Origin of the sequence: Ditibartonella apis, from assembly GCF_001952075.1 — a bacterium.
In the GTDB taxonomy this organism is placed as follows: domain Bacteria; phylum Pseudomonadota; class Alphaproteobacteria; order Rhizobiales; family Rhizobiaceae; genus Bartonella; species Bartonella apis.
This window is the reverse complement of record NZ_LXYU01000004.1, coordinates 229,748-256,356: the sequence shown is the minus strand read 5'-3', so window position 1 is coordinate 256,356 and position 26,609 is coordinate 229,748. Positions and strand designations below refer to the sequence as shown.

Below are 26,609 nucleotides of genomic sequence, written 5' to 3'. Positions count from 1 at the left end.
GATTTTGTAGGGAATGCTACCCGAGCTTTTTTCCTTTGTTACGGTTGACCGCCTCGATCCAAAATGAATTGTCGTCGTATATTGTGGGGTCCTCTACACCCGCTATTGCAAAAGCCTCCCGGCGTTCAACGCATGTTCCGCAGCGGCCGCAATGGTGTTCGCCTCCTTTGTAGCATGACCAAGTATCTCCAAAAGGAACATTGTATTTCACACCATCTTTTACAATTTCCGATTTATCCTGATCACGATAAGGCGTTAAAAGCTTACATTGTCCTTCCAAGGATAATTGTTCCATCTTGTTGAATGTATCAATAAAATCTGCACGGCAATCGGCGTAAATAAAATGGTCGCCGCCATGCACAGCAATAGCGACGCTATCGCCATGTTTTGCTGCGGCAATAGCGAAGGCTATCGATAAAAAGACGGCATTTCGATTGGGAACAACGGTCGATTTCATGTTGTCTTCGGAATAATAGCCGTCAGGAACAGCAATATTATCGGTAAGTGAAGACCCCGAAAGATTTTTTCCAATTGCGGATATATCAATCGGATAATAGTCGACCCTAAGCTTTGAAGCACATTTTTGAGCAAAAACGAGCTCTTTTTTATGACGCTGGCCATAATCAAAGGAGATTATTCCTTTGAGGCTTTGTTCGTGGGCAAGGCGATAGGCAAGTGTGACGGAATCCAGTCCGCCTGAACAGATAAGATAGGTTTTCATTTTATCCCTTGTTTTAAAAAACCGGGTGGGCTGCGACCGGTATGCCCTTGCTACCAAAGGCGCTGATGACTGTAAAGCCCATCAGTTTTTTCCGTTTTTTATTCTATCCATAAAACGTTCAAAACGCGCATAAACTTTAAGATTTTTCTTCTTATTGACCGAAGGAAAGTAGGTCCTGACCTTTAACGCCGATTTTTCCGATATACCGTCTATGATAACGACCTCTTCTTTTTCGCCGCGATAAGCAAGAACCAAATTCCAAGGATTGAGGTCATATAGAACGACATTGGTTTCTTTCACCCAATTCTCGAATTCATCTAAAGCTGTGCGAATTTCGTCCATATTTTTAGCAAAAGCTGCAAGCGGTTTAGCGTAGTTGTTGTTCTTGTCCTTTTCCGCTTTAACAACCAGTCCCCAACCAAGATCGGTTTGCTGGAGAGCAACGACGGTAAACATATGCGGTTGGATGCTTTCCGCATGGGGATTAACGCGCACAATTTCAAACAATTCATGCATGTTGACAGAGTTAGCGCCCAAAGGCTTGAACCGTTTTTTCCATTCCGGTACCTGCTTTGTTTTGTCTATCCATTCCGGTCGAAGAACCTTCACCAACAAATCAGGGTTATCAGGATGAATGAAGACTAAACGTGCATTCCCCTTGAATTGCGGTTCACGCCCCTTCAGTTCAATCATCTCGTTCAGCATATGGATTTCCTCGCAGGATTAACTTTTTGCTCCTACTCTTTTGTTAACTTCCAGCCGCGAGATGTCAAATGTTCTTGGGGGCTATAACGCGATTTATAGTTCATTTTTCTGCACCCCTTAACCCAATAACCAAGATAGACGTAAGGGAGCCCCAACTGGCGAGCCTGCCGGATGTGATCCAAAATCATAAAAACACCAAGCGAGGCATGACTTTCATCAGGGGAATAGAATGAATAAACCATTGACAGACCGTCATCCACTTTGTCCGTGAGCGCGGCCGCTATCAGAGGTGATTTATTATCTTCGCAAGAACTCTTGTCCAATGGTGTTCTGCGATATTCGACAAGGGATGTGTCGACAACTGTTTCTTCCACCATCGTCTTATAATCATCAAATTTCATATCGCTCATTCCGGCACCAGAATGACGCGCATCCAGATATCGTTTAAAAAGTGCGTATTGTTCATTTGTCACTCTTGGTGGACAAACTTCGCAAGAGAGGCCGGAATTTTTCTTGATGATACGCTTCATCGTGCGGTCGGGGGTAAAATCGTCAACAACAATGCGGACCGATATACACGCGTTACAGCCGTCGCAAACAGGACGATAACCTATGTTTTGGGACCGTCGAAAACCTAATTGTGTCAAAACACTATTCTTGCTGTTTGCAGATTGACCAGTAAGATAGGTAAACACTTTTCTTTCCCAACGCTCGGCAAGATAAGGGCAGGGAGCCGGAGCAGTCAGAAAAAATTGCGGTTCATCGTCGTTACTGTTTGTCATATTTCGCGCATTTGTAATAATACCATGAAACAAAAAAACTCATAGTATTACAACTATAGCGCAGAAGCTAAACCTTCAAGGGTACAATAGTAAAACTGCAACTAATACTTTAGACGATTATGCCATAAAGGTCGTAATCATCCGATTGCTCAATCTTCACAGTAACCAGCTCACCAACCCGAATTGGTCTGCGTGAGGACAAATGCACAACGCCATCAACCTCCGGTGCATCGTATCTTGTGCGTCCAATGCCGGTATGACCATTGGCTTGATCGACAAGCACCTGCAGACGTTTACCGACTTTTTTCTTTAAAAGTCTGGAGGAAATGGATTTTTGATGTGCCATAAAACGGTTCCAACGACTTTCTTTAACGTCATCAGGAACCACTTCCAACCCCATATCATTTGCGGTCGCACCTTTAACGGGTTCATATTTGAAACATCCTGCCCGGTCTATTTTGACTTCGCTCATCCAATCAAGAAGCATTTGGAAATCGTCTTCCGTTTCACCCGGAAATCCAACAATGAATGTTGATCGCAAAGCGATATCCGGACAGATAGAACGCCATTTTTCAATGCGTTGATTGATCTTCTCCAAATGTGCCGGACGCTTCATATTGCGGAGTACCGTTGGAGACGCATGTTGAAATGGAATATCCAGATAGGGCAGAATTTTTCCTTCAGCCATCAGCTCGATTACGTCGTCTACATGAGGGTAGGGATATACGTAATGCATGCGCACCCATACGCCCATATCGCCCAATTCTTTTGCCAGATCATAAAAGCGGGCACGCACCGAATGGTCTTTCCATTGACTTTCACTATATTTGAGATCAAGTCCGTAAGCACTGGTATCCTGAGATATTACTAAAAGCTCTTTGACCCCTGCTTTCACCAACCTTTCGGCTTCTCGTAAGACATCGGAAGCCGGACGCGAGACCAGATTTCCCCGCAATTGCGGGATGATGCAAAAACTGCAGTGGTTTGAACAGCCTTCTGAAATCTTCAAATAAGCATAATGCCGCGGCGTCAAACGTATACCTTGTGGCGGAACAAGATCAACAAAGGGATCATGAACCGGCGGCGCTACTTTATGGACAGCATCCATAACGCTTTCATAAGCCTGTGGCCCCGTTACAGCCAAAACGTTGGGGTAGGTTTTTGTTACGACTTCGGGTTCTGCACCAAGACAACCAGTTACAATGACTTTGCCGTTTTTCTTTAACGCGTCGCCGATATTGGCAAGCGATTCATTCCGTGCGGAATCAATAAAAGCGCATGTATTCACGATAACAAGATCGGCACCATCGTGCTTGGGCGCGATTTCATAACCTTCCGAACGCAATTTTGTAATGATGCGTTCAGAATCAACGAGCGCCTTGGGGCAACCTAAAGATACGAAACTAACACGAGGGGCTGACATATTATTTCCTGCAGATATGCAATTTTTTGAAAAACGTTCGGCTGTTGACCTAATCTATTTTAATGAAAATACAAGGCTGTTTTGCAAAAAATCATACCATTGTAGTGGCGCGATCATTATTATTTTTGATGTCACTTTTATTCTCATCATCTAATAATAAAAGTCCTGAAACATCTATGTTTTATTCCGGATCAATGAAAAACAAGTTGGCTTTAGAAACGAAAGATTGCCATGAGCATCCCGATGCAGTTTCGGGAACTCTGTTCACTAGATGCACCTAAATCAGGAAAAACAGTCGCCAGCTAAATTTAATAGCGGCGGATCAAGCCGACCAGTTTTCCTTGTATTTTTATCCGATTTGGGCCGAATATTCTTGTTTCATAGGCCGGATTGGCGGCTTCGAGAGCAATAGAAGCGCCTTTGCGCCGATAACGTTTCAACGTTGCTTCCTCGTCATCAACAAGTGCAACGATAATTTCGCCGGGATTTGCAGTGTCACCGCGTTTGATGATGACGGTATCGCCGTCAAAAATGCCGGCATTAATCATTGAATCGCCTTTGACCTCAAGTGCGTAATGTTCACCACTTCCCACCATATCCGAGGGTAGGGACAACATATTTGTCTGGTTCTGAATCGCCGAAATAGGAACGCCTGCTGCAATCCTGCCCATAACCGGAACATTTACATTTGCAGCCTGACCGGCTTCACCACTAGACAAGTCAACGGGAATGACATTTTTTATCGGTCTGCTCTTGGAACCTTCAATAACATTAGGAGAAAATTTCCGCACCGTGTTCGCAGAAGGATTCATTGTTTCTGGAAGCTTCAGCACTTCTAATGCCCGCGCACGATTAGGAAGCCGACGAATAAAGCCACGTTCTTCCAGAGCCGTTATCAGCCTGTGGATGCCGGACTTTGACGCAAGATCGAGTGCTTCTTTCATCTCGTCGTAAGAAGGCGGAATACCGGTTTCTTTAAGCCGGTTGTGAATGAAAAGAAGCAATTCATACTGCTTGCGGGTTAGCATAAAATTCTCCCGTGATACGAATCAACATGAAAACAAAACCAGAACGTACACTATATGTTCCGTTATTGTTCCACAAGCTAAATTGTTTTTTGAAGCTTGGAGTTTTTCGTCGAGACAGGAGCTTTTTGTATTAGAGTTTTGAAACAAAAATGAAACATCAACATAATTTCTTCAACGTCGGAATACTTATGTTCAGTAAATCACCATCCAAATAAAATTGACAGACGAACATAACTTGAAACCGTTCTTCGAACCTTAATCCTTGTTTTTTTGAGAACGCTAGAAATTATCGTTTATTGGTAAGACTGTTTGTCTCTTGTTCGATTTTCTGCGCGAAGCCCACCAGAAGATGCAATGAACAATTCAATTCAGGTTCAATTTCAACCGGAAGCGACGTTATATAGGCCGAGTCCGAACTATTATTGTAGGCGACTTTAGAAAACTGCGACGCAAAATCAATTTTCATTGTGCAATAAAGCTATTGCTGAATCAGGTCGCAGGTTAGGCCAGATTTTAAAAATGAGATTATCAAAAGTGCGAGCTTTTCAGTTTGATTGAAAACCAATACACAACATTGCGGCATTGGCCAATATACTGCGATTTTGGTGTGAGAGCATAAATCGCCTGCTCAACCTCGCCATAATAATAAAAAGTTCCATAATATATCTTATGCAATTAATGATGATACGCTTCCTTATATGGATATCGACATGCCAGAGTTATAAACAACAGGTGCTGCTTACCCACTCGCCACAAATGTACCTAACGAAAAATACAATTTTCTAAGAGCCGCAACACATCCTGAAAATTATCAAAAACGGATTCGTTAAACCTATTGATGACAAGCGTCGTAGGGAAACGCCGCCTGGTTGTTGTGTATCTGCCATAAGCACCGATTTTTCAACTTATCCTTAAGTCTGATGATTAATTGAAAATCAGAACTCGAATACGTTATTTTTGGCACACAACCTCAATCTGCCGCAGCTTTAATAAACATGAATTTTGAATTGGCTTAATCTGCTTTGGCAAGTTGCAAAAACTGATAGCGCAATCTTAACTCTGTCACCTGCTCTTTTCGGATATCCGGTCGAGAATGGAAAGACTGCCAATAATGAGTGCATGTAATCCGACTGCATATTCATCGTCGATGTTCGGGATTCCCAAGCTTGAACGATAACGGGTCAAGTCGTCTTCATCTTTGTTATCAGGTAAAACGCTGTCGGCAATAGATAGCGTATGGTAGGAAATAGTGAATGCCAGCCAATGCGCTTGAATAAATGGAAGCTGGTAAGCAGTTGCAAGTTTATGCTGGTGCTCGGTAATTTTTTGTTCAATCGCTGGCGTAATCATATCCCGACGTAAAAGGTAGGGCGTAATCCCTTGGTATGTTTCGACCAACTTCCACATTGATGATGCAAGGCTCACCAGATAGTCATGTAACGAAATGCCGGATTGAAACTGAGGCAATTTCCATTCTAGAAAAATCGTTTCTGCAACCAACTTCTTTAGCACTTCCAACCCGTCAACGTGATTGTAAAGCGCCATGTGACTTACGCCCAATTTTTCGGCCACGCCGACGAATGTGATTTTAGGAAGCCCTATTTCTATTGCCGCTTTTATTATTCTATCCCGACTGATTGTGGGAGGTCTTCCCCGTGAAAGTTTTTTGGCTGGTTCAGTCATTAGAGAAGAGAAGTTTCGAAGGTTGAACAATAATATCTAGTTTAAATCTATCACGAATAATTGAGTGACACAATCAACGCATATTTCTTTTTTCAAAATCCCGTTAATGTTTCTATCGGTTAGCGCGGCGGCAATCTTCAGCACTTCAGATTGCTTACCCGATTGGTTGCGGAATTGGTTGTAAAGCTCCAGCCCACGATTGTAGCAGCTAAAACAACGTCAAATGTTCTATCGGTTAATTTTTTCCCTTTGTCTTTTATGCATTTTTTGGAACAACTAACTCATACCGTTTTTTGAAGCGCGGTTTTCTAGCCCCGCCTGACTTCGTTATCTCACGAATTCTATTGAATCAATTTCTTCGCAACACAAATTGCAAGAATTTTTCAAAAAACGCGAAAAAGCCATATAGCCACAGCGCTATATAGCTTTCTCCATATCGATTAGATCATGACTTTTGTCACAACCCGATTAGAACTTCATCCTTAGTCCTACACCGAATTCGCGCGGCTCTGTCATATAGGCTTGAATTCCAGCGATGCGATCACGATTCTTTTCTGTCGGTACACGTTCGTCAAACAAATTTTTCGCGTAGCCGAATATTTCCATATGGTCGTTGGGCTTATAAGAAAGCTGCATGTTTGCGATAGCGTAGGACCCTACCCGTAAATCGGGATCATTTTCGTCTGTCGAGTAATAATCGTCCGTATAGCGAACATCTCCGCTCAGCCTCAAATTCTCGATTATGTCCCAATCGGCACCGACATTGAACATATAACCCGGTGCTTTGGCAAATTTCTTCCCATTAAACACATTGCCGCGTGTGTCACCAAATTCACTTGTATCAGTGTGGAGAAGCCCTAACCCACCCCGCAATAACACATTATCCAGAACCTGATAATCAGCTCCCAATTCTGCACCATAGGTTTTTGCTTCGTCGGCATTAACAATGATTGAACCGAATTGTTTGCCATTCATGTAATCGGTAACAGAACGCTGCGAATCTGTGTAACGCGTGTAGAAAATATTCGGCGTCAATGAAAGCTTGCTATCAAGCACTGTGATACGGGAGAAGATTTCGTAATTCCATGCCTTTTCAGCGTCAAAATTGTAGTAGCGTTTGCCCGAAAAGTTCAGACCTGTGCCACCTGGAAGGTAACCGCGAGATGCCATGACGCCAACTGTTATGTCGTCTCGAATATCGTAAGAAAGAGAAACTTTCGGAAGAACAGCATCAAAACTCTCGTCATAGATGTGACGGACCCCGGGAACGTAGCTTGCGACTCCGTCATGCCGAATTCCGTCATATTGATAACGCAAACCACCCGTCAAAGCCCATTTTTCAGCAAACCTATAGGTCAATTCACTGAAAACACCGACACTATCCTGATCAACCGTAAAATCGGTCGATGCAAAATCATGCAACATGTGGTTTTCTGAATTGCTTTTTGAATAAAACACACCGCCAAGGCCGCTAAATGTCGTTGTTTCGTCGCCGAAATTGACGCGGAACTCATTCGACACATTGTCGTAATCTTTCGAGGCAGTGCCATTAAACGAACGACCAAAATTATAATCATAAGTGCCATTTGAATATTGCAATTGGTTAAACAATATAACCGTATTTCCGAGATCATATTTCGTGTCGAGTATGCCGGCATCGGTCTTGGTCTGTATGTTATCAGTACTATTACGCGTATCGTGGAGTTGATCATAGGGGTGAGACGCAATTTCGAAAGCGGGACGTTTGACATCCATATGGGAATAGGTAAGTTTTCCTTCAAAACCCGGTAATTCAGAAGGTTGCCATAGCAGTTTTACGCGACCATTAACATTTCTTGGATCGTTATCCATATCCGAATCCAGAAACTGCGGATTGGTGTATTTGATAAACGTATCGCGCCCACTGTAATCCAATGCAACACGTCCTGCGAGTTCCTGCGTAATCGGGCCGGAAGCCATCAGAGAACCGCGTTTTTGTGCTCTCGTGCCATAAAGTGACTGTATTTCAGCTTCCGGTGTAAATGTCGGATCTTTCGTTTTGATAACAACTGCACCGGCAATGGCGTTTGCTCCCTGTGTTGTCGTTTGCGGTCCGCGAAAAACTTCGACCGACTCCACATCCCAAATCGGTGCGGCCCCTATTCCGAATTCTCCGGAACTTAGATAACGACCATCGACACTGATGGTCGCGCGCGGAATCGGATTAGCCAGATAAGCATTACCCTTGACCAGCGGCCCTTTGGTATCCACGCCGCGAATGATAGGTGCATCACTATCGTTAGTATAAAGAACATTGGGCGTACCTTTCAAAAGATCGGTCAACGTCGTTACCGCCGGTCTTTCCTCAATACGGTCGCCACTTATAGCAGTCACCGAACTAGCCGTGTGTTGCAGTGATCTTAAGGATTTTTCGCCACTGATGACAACTTTCTCCAATACAGTTGATTGTGTCTCTTTCGTATTCTCACCATCCTCTGCAAAGGCAGAAGGTATTGCGCACGATAAAAAAACAAAACTGCAAAATAGCTGGCAATGAGCCGACGAGACAAGGAACCTCGTTTTCGATAACATTACTGACATCGGATAAAACCCTCTTTGGCGAAATAAATTAAAGATGAGTTTATTACTCATGTTATATCTCGAGTCAATAATTATTTTACATGGTGAAATAAATTATTTTATCGCGTTTTGGCCCAATTTCTTACTTCGCTTAATGTATAGTGGGCACTGACAAAACCGGGTGTGAAAACCTTGGAACCGTCAAGATAAATGACACGTCCTTCACGGGCCGGTTTCATGTAATTTTCCCACCCCGGCACCAGCTTGTTCAAAGCTTCCCGCGTTGCCGAAGCGCTTTTGTCGGGGGCGCCCCAATTGATGATAACCACGAGGATATCGGGGTTAAGAGAACCGAAAGTTTCAGCACTTATCGGCAATACAATTTTCGGTGATCCATCCGAATGCGTTGCATCGTTCGAAACTTCAAAAGGTTTCATCCCCAAATCGTTGAGGGGTTGAGACACGCCGATCCCCTCTCCCACGATATTGATCTGGTCCATAATGATAACCGGTAAATATGTCTTGTTTGCAAGACTTTCAGGAAGTTGCTTTTTTGTCTCCTGAACGTCTTCAACGTATTTTGCTTTCAAATTCTGAAATGTGTCTTCTTTGCCGAAAAGTTTTGCTAGGTTTTCTTCAATTGCAAAATTATCAAGATGTCCGGTTGTATAATGTTGCATATAAACAGGAGCGACTGAAGAAAGCTGTTTGACCTTATCAACGTCGAACTCGGTGCCGATAATGAGGTCCGGTTTCATCGAGTAAAGTTTTTCAAGATCGACCTGACGGTTATTGCCTATGCCTTGAGGTTTTTTCTGGTTCGGTCCGAACAGGATATCAATAAAATCTGCGCCAACCTGATAGGTGCCGTCATCTGCCCTACCGAAACTGCCGACAGGTGTTACACCGAGCTCGATCATCGGAACAGCGATGGCAGGTTCACTCATGACAACTACCCTCTCGGGATGATCCGGAATATTAACATTTCGCCCCATAGTATCAACGACTTCCCGCGCTCCAGCCGCCGTGAAAATTGTTGACAGAAGGATTGCAATTAAGGCACCTGAATATTTGATACGCATGGAATATTTCCTTATTTTTGAAAATATTGACGAAGAGTTCTTATCCGTAAAACGATAATGAACAGCGGAACGCCTATGATGGTTGTGGTCAACCCGAGAGGCATTGAAATAGTTGTGGCATTTTTTGAAATAATATCGGCGCCGATGACGAGATTGGCACCCACGAGACCGGAAATATAAAGTCTGGCGCTACCATTCGCGCCAGTCAGAAATTGTGCAATTTGCGGCGCAAGGATACCCAAAAAAGCAAGCGGTCCGACAATTGTCACCGAAGCTGCGCTTAATAGAACGGCGAATAACAATAACAGGGGACGAGAAACAATAACCGGCTCACCAAGCGATTGTGCGAGCTCGTTTCCCAAGTCGTAACGATTGAGAGAATGTCCGGCCAGAAAAATTCCCAAAAGACTGAATACAAAAAGCAGTGTAAAAGCCGAAACACTTAACCAGTTTGCCTGAAATAGAGAACCGGCCATCCAACTAGATGCATTGTAGGATGCTTCGGTTGGCAGATAAAGTATAAGGAATGAGTTGATAGAAGCAAGCACTGTCGCAACGGCAATTCCCATCAACAGAATGACCAACCCGCCGGAGTGCCGGTTGCCGACCAAAGCGAGCAAAAGTAATGCTGTTCCCAAGCCGCCGGCAAGAGAGGCCAATGTGATAAGCATACGAGAAGCACCGGGAATGAACGCAAGCAAAACGATTGTCATTGTTAAAGAACCGTGACTAATACCGAATAGGCCCGGATCAGCCAAAGGATTACGAGCAATCGGCTGTAATATAGCTCCCGAAACTGCAACGCTCCAACCAATCAAAAATGCCAAAGCCAATCGCGGAAGCCGCACATCCCATAAAGCAAAGTAGGATTGTTGATTAATCTCGTCTCCTTTAATGAGCTTCCAGAAATCAATGAGGCCGGTATCAATTGTTCCGATATTCAGCGAGACTAAAAAAAGAAAAGCCGAGAAAAACAGGAGCGCTATTGCAACAACGAAATTGCGTATAACAAGCTCTTTTCCATTTAAAAAAAGGACAGAAAGCCGCCCATCAAGTGTTTTGGATATCTTCATATGTCGCTCCTGTTTTTTGGAGAAACATAGAATTTCCTTATGAGTAAAATAAAAACAATACCGCCGAATAAATCCAGAATAATTCCTGTATTGACAACATAAGGCTGAAAAGCATTCTGTGAAATAGTGCTAGCCAAAAGGCATAAAATTGCACCGGTTAATGCTGATGCCGGTAAAGTTACGCGAAAGTCCTGACCGACCAGAGGTTTTACCATATGCGGAACGATGAGGCCTATAAAACTGATTGGCCCGCAGACAGCAACAGCCGAACACGATGCAACAATTGCACATGCCATGGCAAATCGTGAAATAGCAACTGTTTTGACCCCCATTGAAGCAGCTTTTTCATTTCCGAGGAGGATAAGGGTGAGCGGTTTTGACAGCACAAAAACCAATGCCAGTGCTATTAAGCCAATCCACCAGAATTGATATAGGCGATCGATATAGGCATGGTTGATATTGCCGGCAATCCAGGAGAGGAATTCACCTCTTCTATCGGCGTAAGACAATAACAGTGCATTGCTTAGGCCAATGAGCAGCATAGTTACAAGCGAACCTGATAAAATCAGCATGAGACCGGTGGTCTTTTCATTGTTACCGGCGATGCGGGCAATAAGAGTACAGAGAAGAAAACCGAAAAGTCCACCACATAAAGCGGATACCCCCTGCTCTGGCAGATTTGCGCCGAATAAAAGTGCACCGCCCACGACAAAAAGTGTCGCACCCGCATTTATTCCGAGTGATGAAGCCGAAGCCAGCGGATTGCGGATTAAGCCTTGAAATACCAATCCCGAACTTGCCATGATAAGTCCGGCATAAATTGCGATAAGCGCTCGCGGAAAACGTTGATAAAGAATAGAGGCTTGACCGTAATTGTTTGGCTCGCGCGATATCAACACCTGAAAAACATCTGATGGAGAAGAAAAAGTTCCCCCCCACGCTATACTAAGATAGAAGACAAGGACAAATAGAACCACACCACCCGACCAGAACCTGAAAAAATGCATTTTATTCGTCCATATAACGAACAGATCGGGCTACGTCGGGATAAGGCTGACAAATGAGATGCCCGTTGTGCTGGAATAATTCGGCTGGAATTCCAAAAACCTGCTGTAGATTTTCCTCGGTTATTACGTCTTGAGTTCGCCCATTGGCATGGATATTGCCTGCTTTCACCATAACAACATAATCGGCAAAATAGGTGGCGAGGTTGATGTCGTGCAAAACAACGATGATTGTTTTTTTCAGTTCGCAACTTAATTCACGAACAAGCTTTAAAATGGCGTATTGATATTTCACATCAAGATGATTGACCGGTTCATCAAGCAATATCATATCGGTTTTTTGTGCCAGGACTAACGCAAGCCATGCTCGTTGCTTTTGGCCGCCGGAAAGAGAATTAACAGGCAAATGTGCCTTATCCGCGAGCCCGACAATTTCAAGAACCTCATTAAAATATTGACGATCTTTGGCAGACGGGCCAGAAAATAATGAATGTCGTGCATAAGAGGAAAGCTCTATAAGTTGCCCCAATGTCAGATAATCCGGACAAAAACTCTCTTGAGGAAGATAAGAAATAAGCTGTGCGAGGTTTTTGCGATGAAAGCTTCTGATATCGCGGCCATCCAAAGTAATCGTGCCGCCCTGAAGATCCAGAAACCCCATTATTGCCTTGAGCAACGTTGATTTACCGCAACCATTTTGACCTATAAGAGCTGTCACTTCACCAGGCACGAAATCGACGGAAATATCATGCAAGATTGTTAACTTGCCATATCCGGCTTTAACGTTGTTCAACTCCAGTTTCATATCGCCCTCAATTTATTTTAGGGCGTAAACTATATAAAAATTCTCAAGTTTGCAATCTTAAAAAATTACCGAAAATATACGAATAGTGTTCGATGTCGGTTTGCTCGTTTAAGGGTTATGCTGATTGTCCACATGTATGCGGAATTTTGCCGGTGACATCTGTCCCTATTATAGCTGCAGAAATATTAGAATTTCCGGCATATCAAGTGAGCGAATTTTCGTATGGAATTGAAGCTTATAGCAATTGTATTTGCTATCCAACTTCGTTTACCGACATGATCGTTCATCAAATACAACTGTTTTTAAATGTACGGAAATGAGGTAAAATATGAGCTTCGGATTTTTCCGAAGAATTCTTCCGTTTTTTTAATTACCGATTTTCTTGGAGAAAAAATTGATAATCAAAACAAGATCAAAACCGTTGATTGACAGCGATTATTAATCGGTCCTCAAGACTGTTTGGCTCGTTATCCGAATAGAAAAGTTTTCATACTGCAAAATCGGAATATGTTAGGACGACCAACAAATGGAATGCCGACATTAGGCTGCTTTCCAATCAAGGTTGCAGTGCCGGCATTTTTAATCAATCGCCTATTTTGCGTCGACCTCGAAAGTTAAGCCTTGGTAGGCCGGTTCGACATTGTCAGGCGTGTATTTCATCACTTCATCATAATCCAAAGCAATATGCATATGAGTCAAAATAATCCGCTTTGCATTGAGTTTTCGACCCCATTCGACGGCTTGATCGACGGAAAAATGACTCGGATGAGGACGATATTGCAGCGCACCAATAATGAGGACATCAAGGTTTTCGAGGTATTGTGGCGTTTTTTCAGGAAATTCGTTTACATCGGTGCAATAGGCGACATTATCCAGTCTGAAACCGAGAGAGTGGATATCCCCGTGGATCTGTAAAACAGGCATAAGTGTAATTGATCCGCCCTTTCCGTCTATTGTAAATTTCTCGTAAGGGATAATTTTTTCCCGATTCAGTATTGGAGGGTAATTCGAACCTTCCGGCGTTTTGAAACAATAACCGAATGCCTCATATAACCTCTGATATGTCTCGTCATCGGCATAAACATTCATAAGGTGATGCTGGCTTATTGCGTAAGTTCTCAGATCATCAATTCCGTGGATGTGATCTGCATGTGGATGAGTATAGACGACAGATGTTATTTCATGAACATTATGGTCGACCATTTGCGAACGAAAGTCCGGACCTGTGTCGACGACGACAGTTGTACGCTCACCATTTTCTTTGATACGTTCAATCAATATAGACGCGCGATAACGATAATTTTTTGGATTATCGGGGTTGCATGCCCCCCAATCACCATTAGCCCGGGGAACGCCCGGCGAGGAGCCGCAACCAAGTATTGTAAACTTGTAGCGATCATGCATAAATCTTGTCCTATTTCATCTTGGAGAAAACACGAAAAGCATTCTCCGTTGTGTGTTTGGCTAATTCATCAAATGGAACGCCAAGCACTTCGGCCAATATTAACGCAGTCTGTTTGACAAAGGAAGGTTCATTTGTCTTTCCACGAAACGGCACAGGAGTAAGATAAGGCGAATCTGTTTCAACCAACACTCTGTCGATTGGCACTGTTTTTGCAATTTGGCGAACATTTTCCGCATTTTTGAATGTCAATATGCCCGAAAATGAAATATATCCTCCAAGTTCCAGCGCAGTTTTTGCCAACTCTTCTCCGGAAGAGAAGCTATGAAGAATAAAAGGAAACTTTCCCTTTTTTGTTTCTTCAACCAGAATGTCACGCGTGTCATTGTCGGCATCGCGGGTATGGATAACAAGCGGCAACTGACTTTCTCGGGCAGCAACAATATGCTCACGGAAATTACGTTTCTGCTCTGTTGGCGTAGCATCATCATAGTGGTAGTCTAGTCCCACCTCACCTATTGCTACAACTTTGGGATTTTTTGCAAATCCCAGAAGTTTCTCGGCGGTTGTATCGTTTTCTTCATGAGAAGAACTCGGATGGGTGCCAACGGAGCAATATACATCCTCGAACCGTTCTGTGATATCCAACAGCTTTTTCATATCGCGAACAAGCGTCGAAATCGTGACCATACGCGTCACACCGGCATTATGAGCACGATCGACGACATCATCGAGCTCGTTGCTTAACGTTTCGAAATCCAGATGGCAATGTGTATCAACAAGCATAGTCAATCTTCGTCTTCTGTTGGGACGTAACGCGGAAAAACCGGCTCTGGCGCTAGCAATTTCGTTTCCGGAACAATTTTCCGGTTAACGATATCATCAAGCATACGTTCGTTTTGATCAATCGCCAACAAATCAAGAAGTTTTGAAGCCGATTGCGGAATGAAGGGACAAAGCAGAATGCCAACCTCTCTCAGTATTTCAACTGTTACGTACAGAACGGTTGAGAAGCGCTCGAAATCGGTTTTTTTCAGCGTCCATGGTTCTTCGGCAGCAAAATAACGATTCGCATCCGAAATGACTGCAAAAATGGCAGTTAACGCCAAATGGGGCGCTTGTTTTTCCATCGTCTCACGGGCCGTTTGGAGCGCATTTTTGCATTTTTCCAAAAGCTCGCTGTCCTGTTCAAGAAACTTGCCGGGCTTTGGCACAAGCCCGTTACAGTTTTTCATAATCATCGAAAGCGATCGTTGCGCGAGATTACCAAGATCATTGGCAAGATCAGCGTTCGTCCGATTGACAATAGCATCGTGACTATAGCTTCCATCCTGACCGAAAGGGACTTCCCGCAAAAAGAAATAACGCACCTGATCAAGGCCGTAATGCTCGACCATTTTGAACGGATCAATGACATTTCCGACCGATTTCGACATTTTTTCTCCACGGTTCAATAAAAAACCGTGTGCAAAAACGCGCTTTGGTAATTCGATGCCCGCCGACATTAAAAACGCCGGCCAATAGATCGCATGGAAGCGAATAATGTCTTTACCGATGATGTGGACATTTGCAGGCCAAAAGTCCGACCTTGGCGTGTTTTTCTTTGGAAAGCCGGTAGCTGTGAGATAATTGGTTAATGCATCCACCCAGACATACATGACGTGTTTTGGGTTACCTGGTACCGGTATTCCCCAATTGAAGGTTGTTCGTGATATAGAAAGGTCTTTAAGACCGGATTTCACAAAACTGATAATCTCGTTACGGCGCTCGTTCGGACCAATGAAGTCGGGATTTTTTTCATAAAATTCCAACAGACGATCTTCATATTTCGACAGGCGGAAAAAGTAGCTTTCTTCTTCATTCCATTCTACCGGTGAACCAACTTCTTTTTCCCTCCGGACTCCATCTTCTCCGACTTCGGTGTCACTTTCATCATAATAGGCTTCCTGACGGACGGAATACCAGCCAGAATAACGGTCGAGATATATGTCTCCGTTATCTTCCATCATTTTCCATATGGCCTGACAGGCATCATAATGGCGCTTTTCTGTCGTGCGGATAAAGTCATCGTTCGAGACGTTCAGTGTCTTCAGCATTTTTTGAAATACTGCACTGTTGCGATCGGCGAGCTCAAGTGGCGTCAACCCCAGTTTTTCCGCCGTCTGCTGCATTTTAAGCCCATGCTCGTCAGTGCCGGAAAGAAAAAACACATCTTTATCATTTGCACGTTGAAAACGCGCCATAGCATCGGTGGCAATAGCATTATAGGCATGGCCTATATGAGGATTGCCATTCGGATAAAAAATTGGTGTCGTTATATAAAATTTTTCACGCATAGGATATCCAACTATATCAATATCAGCTTTTTAATCTGACATAGCGATAGTTGAAGCGCTTGTCACGGAAAAACCAAATATTCAGGCGTCTGAGATCATCAATTTATGGAGTTTATAAAGAACATTAATCACAAATTGCTTTTTATCCAGATTAAATGCTTCTGTTTTTGCAATCTCGTCGGCAATATTCTTCCACGCGTCGGCATAACGGTTACTTAGCAACGAATTGCCACTAAGGCCTGCCTTCATCGCTTTTGATGATATAATAGAAAGCAAATTGTCGCAAAACTGGTGAAATTGAATAACGGCATCGCGCCCCGATAAAGCTTGCGCAATTGTCTGTGCTTTGACAACATCAAAGATCGGTTGGTTCAATATTTCTCGTTGAACACGGATAATTTCCATTCCACCATAACATATCAAAAGTGCCGCTTTTCTGACACTTCCTTCGGATTCGGCAATGATTGCGTCCAATTCGGCAGCTGGTGGCAACCGGTTTGCCAAAACGAGGTGCAGCGCTTTTCCCATATTATCGTAATCAAGTGGTCGGAATTTGATCAAGTGACAGCGCGAACGAATTGTTGGTAGTAGCCGGCCTGACGAATTCGATATAAGGATAAAAAGTGTTTTTTCGGGTGGTTCTTCAAGCGTTTTCAAAACGCCGTTTGCTGCCGCCCTATTCATGTCGTCTGCCGTATCAATAATCACGACCCGCCAACCGCCATTATAGGACGTCTGAGCCAGAAAGCGGTTGATTTCTCTTATATCATCAACCGTTATACCGGTATTGAAGCGTTCTGTTTTGCTGTCATATCGTCTGGAAATATGTGTGACAGAAGGATGACTGCCTTGCGCAATTTGACGCCATACGGGGGACGTTTCTTCGGGAGCGGCAAGATCTCCCGAGCTTTTTGACAAAATATTCCATGCGAGATGGTAGGCCAATGTGGCCTTTCCGATGCCAAGTGGCCCTTCAAACAACAAGGCATGATGCAACCGCCCTTCTTTGCGCATGCGGCCAAGAGCTTCGATTACATCGTTATGTCCAAAGATATGTGTATTTTGTGAAGGACGAATAACGCCATCAATGTCATCATACTGTTTTGGCGTTTCCAGTTCCTGCATCTTTTTTCCCGATTAAAAAGCGCAAAGTGATATTTTCAATATCCTTGGCAATTTCATCAATATTGCGGCTAGCATCAATAATTCGACAGCGTTCCGGCTCGGACCGTGCAATTTCCAGAAATGCCTGCCTTCGTGCTTCCTGAATGGTTAGATTATCTTTTTCGAACCGATCGACTGTTAACCGGTCGTTCCGACGTTTATTTGCTCTTTCCATTCCGACTTTTGCAGGTATATCCAATATGAATGTGATGTCCGGTGTGTGACCGATAGTCGCCAATTTTTCGAGTATAGTCAGATAACCACGTTCATCTTTCTCGCCGTCGCCCTGATATACGCGGGTCGAATCAATAAAACGATCGCACAAGACAATTTTTCCCTGCTTTAAAGCCGGTGCTATGATTTCATTGATATGGTCAACACGCGCGGCTGCAAAAAGTGCAGCCTCAAACCGCTTGCCCGCGCATTGGGCATTGCCTGAAAGCAAAACATATCTTATTGCTTCGCTACCGGCAGTGCCACCAGGCTCCCGAGTAACAACCACCTCATAACCTTGTGTTTTCAGAAAGTCACCGACAATCCTGATTTGAGTGGATTTTCCAGCCCCTTCTCCGCCCTCGAATGTGAAAAAATAACCACTCACCACACAATCCCGAATATTTTCTAAAAGATCAAATATATTTTCTTAGCCAACCTATGGTAAGTTCATATAAAGCATCTTTGGCTTTTCCGACAAGTCCCGTCTCTGCAACTTCGTTAACAGTAAAAACCGGCTTTTCCAGAAGAACTGTTTTATTGGCGAATATTTGAAGTTTCCCGACCTCAACATCCGGCGATATAGGAGCATCCAACGGACCATGATAAATAATTTTCGCTGAAATAACGGGCTTTTTTTCAATATTCATTAAAATGTCGACGGGTTCTTTGACAAAAAGTGGAACAACCGGCAATATACCCCCGAAAACACGTGCATAACCGACAATAGCTCCCTTAGGAAAGACCTGTTTGAATTCGAATGCAGTCATTCCCCAATTCAATAATTTTGCTGCTTCAATCGGCCGATCCTTTTCTTTTTTAATGCCGTTTAAAACCAAAAAAAGTTGTCTGTTGTTATTCTGTATAACTGCCGAGGTCGAGAATCCTGAACTGTCGCTATAGGCATTTGCCAAACCTTGAGCACCGATATCCAGTGCAAAAAGCGGATTTTTATTACGTTGGGTAATCTTGCTCCAGGTTATTTCCGGTTCGGAATAAATTTTAAAATATTTCGGATAATGCGTCGCGATATATCGCGACAAACAGATAACATCGCTCGCGGTGGTGTATTGTCCATTTTGCGGCAATCCGGTTGCATTGACAAAATGGCTTGAATTCAGCCCCAATTCCTTGGCGCGTTCATTCATAAGATCCGCAAATTTTTCTTCAGTACCGGAAATACCTTCAGCTAAGGCAATTGCTGCGTCATTTCCGTTTGCAACAATCATGCCGCGCAAGAGATCAAGAACACTGATATCGCTATTTACTGGCGCAAACATTGTATTTGTCCGCGACGGTGCACCGCCAGTCCGCCATGCATTAACACTGATATGAACAAGTTGATCTTCATGTAACTCACCACTCTCGAGCAAATGAAAAACCACTTCTGCAGTCATCAACTTGGTGAGAGAGGCCGGTTCAAACTTTGTTCGCGAATTTTTCTGATAAAGTATCGAACCCGTTTCACCATCAATCATCATGGCCTGAGTAGCTGAAACCTCAAAATTCTGGGCGAATGATTGTGTTGTTACACCGCCTAAAACAATGAACAACAAAAGATGAATGATGGTTGAGCGCATATTTGATCTCCGTGGCCTGTTTTCAGCACAAACCACTCGCTCACTCAAGTGCTTAACGTTCACTACCAATACTAAAAGCTTCGCTTACACCCGTTGCCCACGCAATTTCTAATGCCCGTTCAGTTTTTTGTTCAAAATTTCCAGAGGGATTTCCTTGGACTTTTATTACTTTCGCGGAATTGGAAGCCACATTTCCTGTTCTGGCTGCAGCGTTCATGTCATTAGCAGATTTCGGTTTTGCTGTTTTAATCGAAACTTTGTTCGTTGAACGAGATGCATTGTCGGACGAATTAGCGTTGTTTGACGGCGTCAAAATGCTATTGAAAACGACAGCCTTGCCATTGGTTGAAGTTTCGCCGGCAAAAGCCAACAGTTGAGAATCATCAGGTTTAAAAGCAGGCAGAGGGCCAACATCAGGCAATTTCGGATAAGTTACACCAATCATTGCCGGATTATTCAACCCTGAATAGTTGGGCGTCGTCATATCCTGCATTGTATTTTCGGGAACCGGAGAAGTCAGGTTCACGCCTGCCATTGCAAGCAGTGTATCGGGAGTAATATTACCGGGCTTATAAGATGCCAAAAGGAATTCGCTATCGTGCCCTTCAATTGGTGCCCGACCGACATATTCGACCTTAACATCTGCTAGACCGTCATCTTTATAGTCAAGCATTGTTGCTGCTTGTTGCGATAGGTCAATAACTCGGTCGGCGGCAAATGGCCCTCTATCGTTGACGCGAACGATGATTGACGAGCCGTTTTCCAAATTGGTGACACGTGCATAGCTTGGTAAAGGCATTGTCGGGTGAGCTGCGGTGAGATTATGCATATCATAAATTTCGCCATTTGCAGTCAAACGGCCGTTAAAGGCAGCACCATACCAGGATGCACGGCCTACTTTTTTATATGCTCTTTCGGATGGAGAGAGATAAGCAACTTCGTTGTTCTTTTTGCTTTCAACGTTGTTAGCCTGCCGAGAGGCGCCATTTTTTTTGTGATGATTTACAACCGGTTTTGCAGTCGGAACAACCGAATACGCCTTTATCTGATCGCTCTCTGTTTTTACGGGTGTTGCACTAGCAACATCTTTCGCATGATTGGCACACGCTGCGAGCATCATTGTAGATAATGAAACGAAAATTCCACGAACAAGCAATTTGCAACTGTTCTTTTTGTTCTTTTCAAATTCTAACAACATTCAACGTTCCGTTCAGTAAAGCCGCCGTTAAGCTATCCGAAACAGGCAAATTCCGAGTTGACCTCGGGATGCCGTTTCCTGCTTTTTTAAAAGGCGAAAACCATTTCCTGCGGAGCAATTAACATATCTTTAATGATTGTTTAAGAAGTGTATACGCGCAATCGCCAGGTTTCTTAAAATATCGTTAACAACAGAAAACAAACCATGGAGTCGTGGTTCCAGCTATTTTGCCTTCAAACGCTTCGTCGAACTTGATGCCTGAAAACTCGTCCGCCTATTTACCATTAGGAGGACGGTAGAAATTAAAAGAAATAGATTGAGCGAACGAGCGTTAATGAAAAAGACAAAATCATAAGTTTATCAGAAATGCTGTTAGGTTACGCTAAAAGACAAGCCCGTTACGCGATCAACCCAATTTTGCAACAAATCCAAACATAAATTTATGAGAAATTTTACCGCCCTGATTTAGCGGCGCGGTTATCTTCGTTTGCTTGACCATGATTACGCAGGCTACAGGTCAAACAAAGCAATGAAGTTTGCGGCTATATGCGCTTTGAACGAAAAGCCCGCGACAAAAGTGTTTAAAAACACGATGTATGGAGATGCTGATTAAGAAATTTTGGAGTGGTGAGCGCGCAGGGATTCGAACCCTGGACCTACTGATTAAAAGTCAGTTGCTCTACCGGCTGAGCTACGCGCTCTTCCATTAAGGTAACTACCTGATGAAAGTGGGCGGAACATACGGGCGAGATCGCGTCAGGTCAACACCTTTTAGCAAAAAAATTTTTCTCGTTACAAATTTTTGCGGTTTTTCAAGGTCATTATTCTTACTCTAATGGGAAAATGCGGTCCGGTTGTGGTAATGATCCTCGCCAGAGAACTTTTAGGCCGGAGATTGTTCATTTAAAAACAAGCACTGGTCACATTTAAGGGATGTTTATTGCCCGATGCGGGAACAAAATAAACGTTTTTCCATTATCTTGTTATGCATTACCAGACGGAAATTTTTCGACATAAATTTTTCGACATAAATTTTTCGTTTTCCGATTCCTAAGCTGTTGTTTTACACCGCTATTGTTAGTGAAAACACCTATGTGCTGGAAGCGGGAGATGAATGTGTTTGCGAATCACTAACGTGAAAAAATACCGTTGGCGGAGCTTATGGTGCTCATATCGTTGTAATACCGGGTTCGAACTCCTGCATGCGCGAAAAAGCCATGCCTATAAGCTTGAAATAGGCAATTAAATGGGATTACAAGGCAAAATCAATTTTTGGAAAATTTAGGAGCTTGGTATGTCGCTTCCGGATAAAGCTTTCCCCGTGAGTTGGGATCAATTTCATAGAGACGCCCGTGCGCTGGCTTGGCGCATTGCAGACCAGAAAAAAGAATGGCGCTCGATGGTTGCTATTACACGCGGTGGATTGGTCCCTGCTGCCATTATTTGTCGTGAGCTCGGCATTCGACTTATTGAAACTGTCTGCATTGCTTCTTATCACGATTATCGCCACCAGTCTGAAATGCAAATTCTCAAAGGCATTAGTGATAATGTCAAAGTCAATGACGGCGAAGGTGTTCTGGTTGTAGACGACCTTACCGATACCGGAAAAACTGCGCAAATTGTCCGCAACATGATACCGAAGGCACATTTCGCTACGGTTTATGCAAAGCCCAAGGGGCGTGCGTTAATCGATACATTTGTAACCGAAGTCAGTCAGGACACATGGATCTATTTCCCATGGGATATGGGATATGCTTTTCAAAAACCGATTGCCGATTCACATGCGGGTTGACGCGACCTATAACGGTTTTGAAGGTTGAATCGCCTCTCCTTCAGTTCATTTTTTAATTTATTCACACGATCGAATTAAAATGAGCAGGCTTCAGGATTTGATTATCTTGAAGCCTTTCCTATTTTTCAAATAAAAATACATTAAACAGCAATTCATCAAGACGGCGTTTCCGCAAAGAGAATGCGCCACTCAAGCGGTATTATCTTGAAACCCGATTATAGTTTTTGGCTTCATTCGCCATTTTAAAGCCGTCCAGCTTAAAAGCCCGAATTTTTCGCTTTCGATCGACATCACGTTTACCTAGAGAATGATGTTGCTATAGCATTGTTGTTCACAAGACGGAAAACCGGATCGGATAGCTTTTATAGCTGAGAAATCAACCTGATTGTTAGCGCGAAAACCAAGCCAAGCGCCCTTTGAGGTTTTGCGGCAAACGCGAATTGATTATTTTTTGATTGAATAAACCGAATTCTTCAATTTCAGGCAAAATAAAAGGCCGCAAGCGGCCTTCTATTATTTGAATACTGTTTGAAGCATCAATTGCCGGACTTGGCTTTTTCCTGTTCGGCTCGCATCTTGTCTTCAAACTGCTTTTCCTTGGCTTGAACAGCTTTTTGAAGCTTCATTTGCTCGGCTTCAAAATCTTTTTCTTGCATACCCGGACCGGTATAAGCAGCACTGAAACCGTCGAGCGAAATTTCGATCGGATTTGGCGTGCCGCGGAAGTTAATGGTTGTTACCACCAATTTCTGACCTGTCTTCATAGCATTGATGAGTTTATCATCGAATGTATCATTGGCAATGCAGCTCGGGCCGTTGCAGATAACATAAGGTATCTTTTTCACAGGGCCATCCCCGACCTGAATGTGAACGCCTTCAGGAATAAAACGGCCTGTCGGCACCTGAATACCGATACGCTTTTCGTTTTGCTTTCCTTTGACTTCAACCAAATTCACAGCCGTCAGCGGTTGTCCGGTGTTGGAAACAACGGTATTCATTGTGTTACAAACATCAACATCCTGTTGCTTGCTGCAAACCTTATACCACCCCTGAGGCATGCCCTGAGCATTGGCGGTGCTATGTGACGCAACGAGTAGAGCAGCAGCGCCAGCCAATGCGGATATAGCAGCGTAGGTTCTTTTATGGGACATGATCAGGCAAATCCTTTCAATGCGCAAAAAAATAATCCCGAAAGGTAAATATCAACCTCTATAATGACAGCTCTACGCAGAATTAGGGCAACAGGATGACGTTTCCTTCCTTTACAGCCGCATTTACACAAGATTAATCAAAAAATCCAGCGTTAGAAGCGAACAAAATATAAATTGCACCGATCTTTGTGGTTTTCCAATCACACTCCATTTAATGAACAACGGTTAAAATTGGTATTTTTTCTTGTAATTGATTATAAATCCCAACCAAATATTCGCTGGCAGGTTAAAACAGGGCGAATCGGAAATATTCGGCTCCCAAGGGTTTCACATGAACGTTGTCTATAAACTCGGTCTGTTCTTTATGATTCTCTGTTTGAGTTTCGGGCAAAATTGTCAGGCAAACGAAAACGGAATAGCAATGCATGGAACGCCTGCTTTAGGTGCCGGCTTTGACCACTTCCCCTATGCCAATCCCGATGCTCCCAAAGGTGGCAAGATCACTTACGGTGTGGTTGGCACATTTGACGGACTCAATCCTTTTGTTATTCGCAGCTTCCGGACTACCGCGCGCGGTTTGTTCGCCGATGAACAGTTTGGCGGGCTCGTTTATGAAAGCTTGATGGTTCGCACGCGTGATGAACCATTTACGCTCTACGGTTTAATAGCTGATAACGTTATATTGAATGACGATCGTACCGAAATAACATTCCATCTCAACCCAAAGGCCAGATTTTCTGACGGTAAAGCAATTAAGGCTGATGATGTTTTATTTACAGTCGATCTTTTAAAAAATAAGGGGCGGCCGCCTTTCGACCGCTATATGAAGCGCATCGAGCATATTGAAAAGCTCGACGAGCAGACAGTAAAAATGGAATTTCCACATTCGAAAGATCGTGAATTTCCTTTTATTCTGGCAAGCAGCATGCCAGTTCTTCCAAAACATGCAATTGACGTAGAAAATTTCGAAAAAAACGGCCTTACCCCTATTCCGGGAAGCGGCCCCTATATTATCTCGCATATTGATGCAGGCGAGCGCATCATTTACGAACGTGACCCCAATTATTGGGGGAAAGATTTGCCGGTAAATCGCGGTTTGAATAACTTTGATACAGTGCAGATCGAATATTTCCGTAATGACAACACCCGTTTCGAGGCTTTCAAAAAGGGGATTTTGGACGTTTTTCTTGAAGAACCGGCCAATCCCAACCGCTGGCGTTTATCCTACAATTTTCCGGCTGTGCGTCATGGCGACGTTATCAAAGAAAGTTTTAAAAAAGGAACACCGGCCGATATGATTGGCTTTGTGTTCAATACCAGAAAGCCGATTTTTAAAGATAGAAAGGTAAGGCAGGCACTTTCACTTGTGTTCGACTTTGAATGGGTCAATCATAATCTCTTTAACGATGTCTATAGCCGCACCGAAGGTTTCTGGTGTGGTTCGACGCTTTCTGCCGTTGGACGGCCCGCGTCAGACAAAGAAAAACAACTTTTAAGCCCCTACCCTGGTGCCGTTTTACCCGAGGTCATGGATGGAACATGGCATAATGTAAAAACTGACGGTTCAGGCATTGATCGGGCATCTGCGGAAAAAGCCTGGCAGTTATTGCGGGAAGCGGGCTATAAACTGCAAAATCGGCGAGCAATTGGCCCGGACGGTCAACCGCTTCACTTTGAAATTATGACCCAATCATTGGAAGAAGAAAAAATCGCACTCGCCTATCAACGTTCACTGGTGAGAATTGGCGTCGGGGTGGACGTGCGAACGGTTGATGACACACAATATCAAAACCGGTTAACGTCTTTTGATTACGACATGATCGTCGGAAAATTAAAAGCGTCGCTCTCGCCCGGTAATGAGCAGCTTAATCGTTGGGGCTCTTCTTCCCGCGACCTTGAAGGTAGTTTCAATTTTGCAGGAACATCCGATCCGGCAATTGATGCCATGATTTCAGCATTGCTTGATGCCCGCTCAAATGAAGATTTTACAGCAGCCGTCAGAGCTCTTGATCGTGTACTCATCTCGGGGAGTTACTATCTTCCGCTTTATCATTTACCTGACCAATGGGTTGCACATTGGTCACGTATAGAATATCCGGCCTATACTCCGCTTTATGGATATCGCTTGCCGGCCTGGTGGCACCGCTAAAGGAAAAATACCGTGAGTTCTCCAGTAATTTATATCAATATGATTTCGGATCTTGTTTGCCCTTGGTGTTTCATTGGACGCAAGAGGCTTTTCAAAGCAATAGCAGCACTACCGGAAATCACGATAAAACTTTCATGGACGCCGTTCCAGCTTTATCCGAATATGAAGCCGGAAGGCATTCCCTATCCAATTCATATGAAGAAAGTTCTAGGCAACCAGAATGCAATTGACGAAACCGAGCGCACGTTAATTGACCTCGGTAAACAGGAAGATATCGAATTCGATTTTGCTGCTATCAAAACAGAGCCCAACTCTCTTGATGCCCACCGCGTGGTCTATTGGGCTTCGCAGGATAAAGCAGGTATGCAGGACAAACTGATTGCCGAACTTTTTTCCCGTTTTTTTGAACAAGGCCAGAATATTGGTGATCATACTGTACTAATTGATGCAGCAAAAAGCACAGGAATGCGTTCCGACGTTGTTGAAAAATTGCTAGCGACGAACATTGATAAAGACACCATCAAACAGGATAGCGCCCATTCCTATTATATCGGTGTCCGTGGTGTACCATCATTCATTATCGACAAAAAATATGTGGTTATGGGCGCGCAACCAACCGAGGTTTTAATCGACACAATCGAACAAATTGCTGACGGCTATGAACCCGGAGCAAGTGAAGATCGCTAAAACCGGCTTCAGTTGTAATCGCACAACTTATTTTTAATCAAAAAATCCAAAAAATTTTTAATGCGGGATCAA

Annotated in this window: 22 protein-coding genes and 1 tRNA gene; 3 read left to right on the top strand and 20 right to left on the bottom strand. The window is 43.6% G+C overall.

Annotated features, from left to right (window positions below; all coding sequences use genetic code 11):
- Positions 1–16: 16 nt before the first annotated feature.
- From queC to PEB0122_RS10180, 19 genes are all read right to left on the bottom strand, one after another.
- Complete coding sequence (queC, locus tag PEB0122_RS10275; protein ID WP_075917106.1) at positions 17–721, bottom strand: 7-cyano-7-deazaguanine synthase QueC; 705 nt, start codon at positions 719–721, stop codon at positions 17–19.
- Between the two features lie 81 nt (positions 722–802).
- Entirely contained in the window at positions 803–1,426 is a 624-nt protein-coding gene (locus PEB0122_RS10270; protein ID WP_075870662.1) for a YrbL family protein, read from the bottom strand.
- Positions 1,427–1,458: 32 nt separating this feature from the next.
- Positions 1,459–2,208, bottom strand: a complete 750-nt coding sequence (locus PEB0122_RS10265; protein WP_075870663.1) for an arginyltransferase — start codon at positions 2,206–2,208, stop codon at positions 1,459–1,461.
- A 109-nt stretch (positions 2,209–2,317) separates the two neighbouring features.
- Positions 2,318–3,631 carry a 30S ribosomal protein S12 methylthiotransferase RimO gene (rimO, locus tag PEB0122_RS10260; RefSeq protein ID WP_075917104.1) on the bottom strand — a complete coding sequence of 438 codons (1,314 nt, stop codon included), beginning with the start codon at positions 3,629–3,631 and terminating at the stop codon, positions 2,318–2,320.
- 308 nt (positions 3,632–3,939) lie between these two features.
- The gene (lexA, locus tag PEB0122_RS10255) at positions 3,940–4,659 is read right to left on the bottom strand and encodes a transcriptional repressor LexA (protein WP_075870665.1); all 720 of its coding nucleotides are present in this window, start codon (positions 4,657–4,659) and stop codon (positions 3,940–3,942) included.
- A 1,062-nt stretch (positions 4,660–5,721) separates the two neighbouring features.
- Entirely contained in the window at positions 5,722–6,342 is a 621-nt protein-coding gene (locus PEB0122_RS10245; RefSeq protein WP_075917100.1) for a TetR/AcrR family transcriptional regulator, read from the bottom strand.
- 468 nt (positions 6,343–6,810) lie between these two features.
- Entirely contained in the window at positions 6,811–8,778 is a 1,968-nt protein-coding gene (locus tag PEB0122_RS10240) for a TonB-dependent receptor (RefSeq protein ID WP_404801511.1), read from the bottom strand.
- A 242-nt stretch (positions 8,779–9,020) separates the two neighbouring features.
- Complete coding sequence (locus PEB0122_RS10235) at positions 9,021–9,983, bottom strand: ABC transporter substrate-binding protein (protein ID WP_075917098.1); 963 nt, start codon at positions 9,981–9,983, stop codon at positions 9,021–9,023.
- An 11-nt stretch (positions 9,984–9,994) separates the two neighbouring features.
- A complete protein-coding gene (locus PEB0122_RS10230; RefSeq protein WP_075917096.1) occupies positions 9,995–11,056 on the bottom strand; it encodes a FecCD family ABC transporter permease in 1,062 nt (353 codons plus the stop codon).
- Complete coding sequence (locus tag PEB0122_RS10225) at positions 11,053–12,063, bottom strand: FecCD family ABC transporter permease (RefSeq protein WP_075917094.1); 1,011 nt, start codon at positions 12,061–12,063, stop codon at positions 11,053–11,055. Before PEB0122_RS10225 ends, PEB0122_RS10230 begins: the two co-directional genes overlap by 4 nt.
- A gap of 1 nt (position 12,064) precedes the next feature.
- The gene (locus tag PEB0122_RS10220; RefSeq protein ID WP_075917092.1) at positions 12,065–12,865 is read right to left on the bottom strand and encodes an ABC transporter ATP-binding protein; all 801 of its coding nucleotides are present in this window, start codon (positions 12,863–12,865) and stop codon (positions 12,065–12,067) included.
- A gap of 591 nt (positions 12,866–13,456) precedes the next feature.
- Positions 13,457–14,269, bottom strand: coding sequence for an MBL fold metallo-hydrolase (locus tag PEB0122_RS10215; RefSeq protein WP_075917090.1), 813 nt, complete (start codon positions 14,267–14,269; stop codon positions 13,457–13,459).
- A gap of 10 nt (positions 14,270–14,279) precedes the next feature.
- Complete coding sequence (locus tag PEB0122_RS10210; protein ID WP_075917088.1) at positions 14,280–15,053, bottom strand: TatD family hydrolase; 774 nt, start codon at positions 15,051–15,053, stop codon at positions 14,280–14,282.
- Positions 15,054–15,055: 2 nt separating this feature from the next.
- Entirely contained in the window at positions 15,056–16,603 is a 1,548-nt protein-coding gene (gene metG / locus PEB0122_RS10205) for a methionine--tRNA ligase (protein ID WP_075917086.1), read from the bottom strand.
- Between the two features lie 81 nt (positions 16,604–16,684).
- Positions 16,685–17,728 (bottom strand): DNA polymerase III subunit delta', encoded by a 1,044-nt coding sequence (locus tag PEB0122_RS10200; protein ID WP_075917084.1) that lies wholly within the window; start codon positions 17,726–17,728, stop codon positions 16,685–16,687.
- Positions 17,697–18,368, bottom strand: a complete 672-nt coding sequence (gene tmk / locus PEB0122_RS10195) for a dTMP kinase (RefSeq protein WP_075870677.1) — start codon at positions 18,366–18,368, stop codon at positions 17,697–17,699. Before tmk ends, PEB0122_RS10200 begins: the two co-directional genes overlap by 32 nt.
- Before the next feature lie 28 nt (positions 18,369–18,396).
- Positions 18,397–19,560, bottom strand: coding sequence for a D-alanyl-D-alanine carboxypeptidase family protein (locus PEB0122_RS10190; protein ID WP_075917082.1), 1,164 nt, complete (start codon positions 19,558–19,560; stop codon positions 18,397–18,399).
- A gap of 52 nt (positions 19,561–19,612) precedes the next feature.
- On the bottom strand, positions 19,613–20,758 hold the full coding sequence (locus PEB0122_RS11980; protein ID WP_075917080.1) for a septal ring lytic transglycosylase RlpA family protein: 1,146 nt from the start codon (positions 20,756–20,758) through the stop codon (positions 19,613–19,615).
- Between the two features lie 625 nt (positions 20,759–21,383).
- Positions 21,384–21,459: transfer RNA gene (locus tag PEB0122_RS10180), tRNA-Lys, on the bottom strand.
- A 593-nt stretch (positions 21,460–22,052) separates the two neighbouring features.
- On the opposite strand from PEB0122_RS10180, the gene gpt reads away from it, so the two are divergent.
- Positions 22,053–22,550 carry a xanthine phosphoribosyltransferase gene (gpt, locus tag PEB0122_RS10175; RefSeq protein WP_075914442.1) on the top strand — a complete coding sequence of 166 codons (498 nt, stop codon included), beginning with the start codon at positions 22,053–22,055 and terminating at the stop codon, positions 22,548–22,550.
- A gap of 536 nt (positions 22,551–23,086) precedes the next feature.
- Here the strand turns inward: gpt and PEB0122_RS10170 are convergent.
- Complete coding sequence (locus tag PEB0122_RS10170) at positions 23,087–23,701, bottom strand: invasion associated locus B family protein (protein ID WP_075870681.1); 615 nt, start codon at positions 23,699–23,701, stop codon at positions 23,087–23,089.
- 364 nt (positions 23,702–24,065) lie between these two features.
- Between PEB0122_RS10170 and PEB0122_RS10165 the strand changes: the two genes are divergently transcribed.
- Both PEB0122_RS10165 and PEB0122_RS10160 read left to right on the top strand, forming a co-directional pair.
- A complete protein-coding gene (locus tag PEB0122_RS10165; protein WP_075917222.1) occupies positions 24,066–25,850 on the top strand; it encodes an extracellular solute-binding protein in 1,785 nt (594 codons plus the stop codon).
- 12 nt (positions 25,851–25,862) lie between these two features.
- Positions 25,863–26,537, top strand: a complete 675-nt coding sequence (locus PEB0122_RS10160) for a DsbA family oxidoreductase (protein WP_143238713.1) — start codon at positions 25,863–25,865, stop codon at positions 26,535–26,537.
- Positions 26,538–26,609: the final 72 nt, after the last annotated feature.

What these genes read in the sequence shown, in the direction of transcription:
- queC (WP_075917106.1), bottom strand. Translation starts at nt 721, where the DNA reads ATGAAAACCTATCTTATCTGTTCAGGCGGACTGGATTCCGTCACACTT.
- PEB0122_RS10270 (WP_075870662.1), bottom strand. Translation starts at nt 1,426, where the DNA reads ATGCTGAACGAGATGATTGAACTGAAGGGGCGTGAACCGCAATTCAAG.
- PEB0122_RS10265 (WP_075870663.1), bottom strand. Translation starts at nt 2,208, where the DNA reads ATGACAAACAGTAACGACGATGAACCGCAATTTTTTCTGACTGCTCCG.
- rimO (WP_075917104.1), bottom strand. Translation starts at nt 3,631, where the DNA reads ATGTCAGCCCCTCGTGTTAGTTTCGTATCTTTAGGTTGCCCCAAGGCG.
- lexA (WP_075870665.1), bottom strand. Translation starts at nt 4,659, where the DNA reads ATGCTAACCCGCAAGCAGTATGAATTGCTTCTTTTCATTCACAACCGG.
- PEB0122_RS10245 (WP_075917100.1), bottom strand. Translation starts at nt 6,342, where the DNA reads ATGACTGAACCAGCCAAAAAACTTTCACGGGGAAGACCTCCCACAATC.
- PEB0122_RS10235 (WP_075917098.1), bottom strand. Translation starts at nt 9,983, where the DNA reads ATGCGTATCAAATATTCAGGTGCCTTAATTGCAATCCTTCTGTCAACA.
- PEB0122_RS10230 (WP_075917096.1), bottom strand. Translation starts at nt 11,056, where the DNA reads ATGAAGATATCCAAAACACTTGATGGGCGGCTTTCTGTCCTTTTTTTA.
- PEB0122_RS10225 (WP_075917094.1), bottom strand. Translation starts at nt 12,063, where the DNA reads ATGCATTTTTTCAGGTTCTGGTCGGGTGGTGTGGTTCTATTTGTCCTT.
- PEB0122_RS10220 (WP_075917092.1), bottom strand. Translation starts at nt 12,865, where the DNA reads ATGAAACTGGAGTTGAACAACGTTAAAGCCGGATATGGCAAGTTAACA.
- PEB0122_RS10215 (WP_075917090.1), bottom strand. Translation starts at nt 14,269, where the DNA reads ATGCATGATCGCTACAAGTTTACAATACTTGGTTGCGGCTCCTCGCCG.
- PEB0122_RS10210 (WP_075917088.1), bottom strand. Translation starts at nt 15,053, where the DNA reads ATGCTTGTTGATACACATTGCCATCTGGATTTCGAAACGTTAAGCAAC.
- metG (WP_075917086.1), bottom strand. Translation starts at nt 16,603, where the DNA reads ATGCGTGAAAAATTTTATATAACGACACCAATTTTTTATCCGAATGGC.
- PEB0122_RS10200 (WP_075917084.1), bottom strand. Translation starts at nt 17,728, where the DNA reads ATGCAGGAACTGGAAACGCCAAAACAGTATGATGACATTGATGGCGTT.
- PEB0122_RS10190 (WP_075917082.1), bottom strand. Translation starts at nt 19,560, where the DNA reads ATGCGCTCAACCATCATTCATCTTTTGTTGTTCATTGTTTTAGGCGGT.
- PEB0122_RS11980 (WP_075917080.1), bottom strand. Translation starts at nt 20,758, where the DNA reads ATGTTGTTAGAATTTGAAAAGAACAAAAAGAACAGTTGCAAATTGCTT.
- gpt (WP_075914442.1), top strand. Translation starts at nt 22,053, where the DNA reads ATGTCGCTTCCGGATAAAGCTTTCCCCGTGAGTTGGGATCAATTTCAT.
- PEB0122_RS10170 (WP_075870681.1), bottom strand. Translation starts at nt 23,701, where the DNA reads ATGTCCCATAAAAGAACCTACGCTGCTATATCCGCATTGGCTGGCGCT.
- PEB0122_RS10165 (WP_075917222.1), top strand. Translation starts at nt 24,066, where the DNA reads ATGATTCTCTGTTTGAGTTTCGGGCAAAATTGTCAGGCAAACGAAAAC.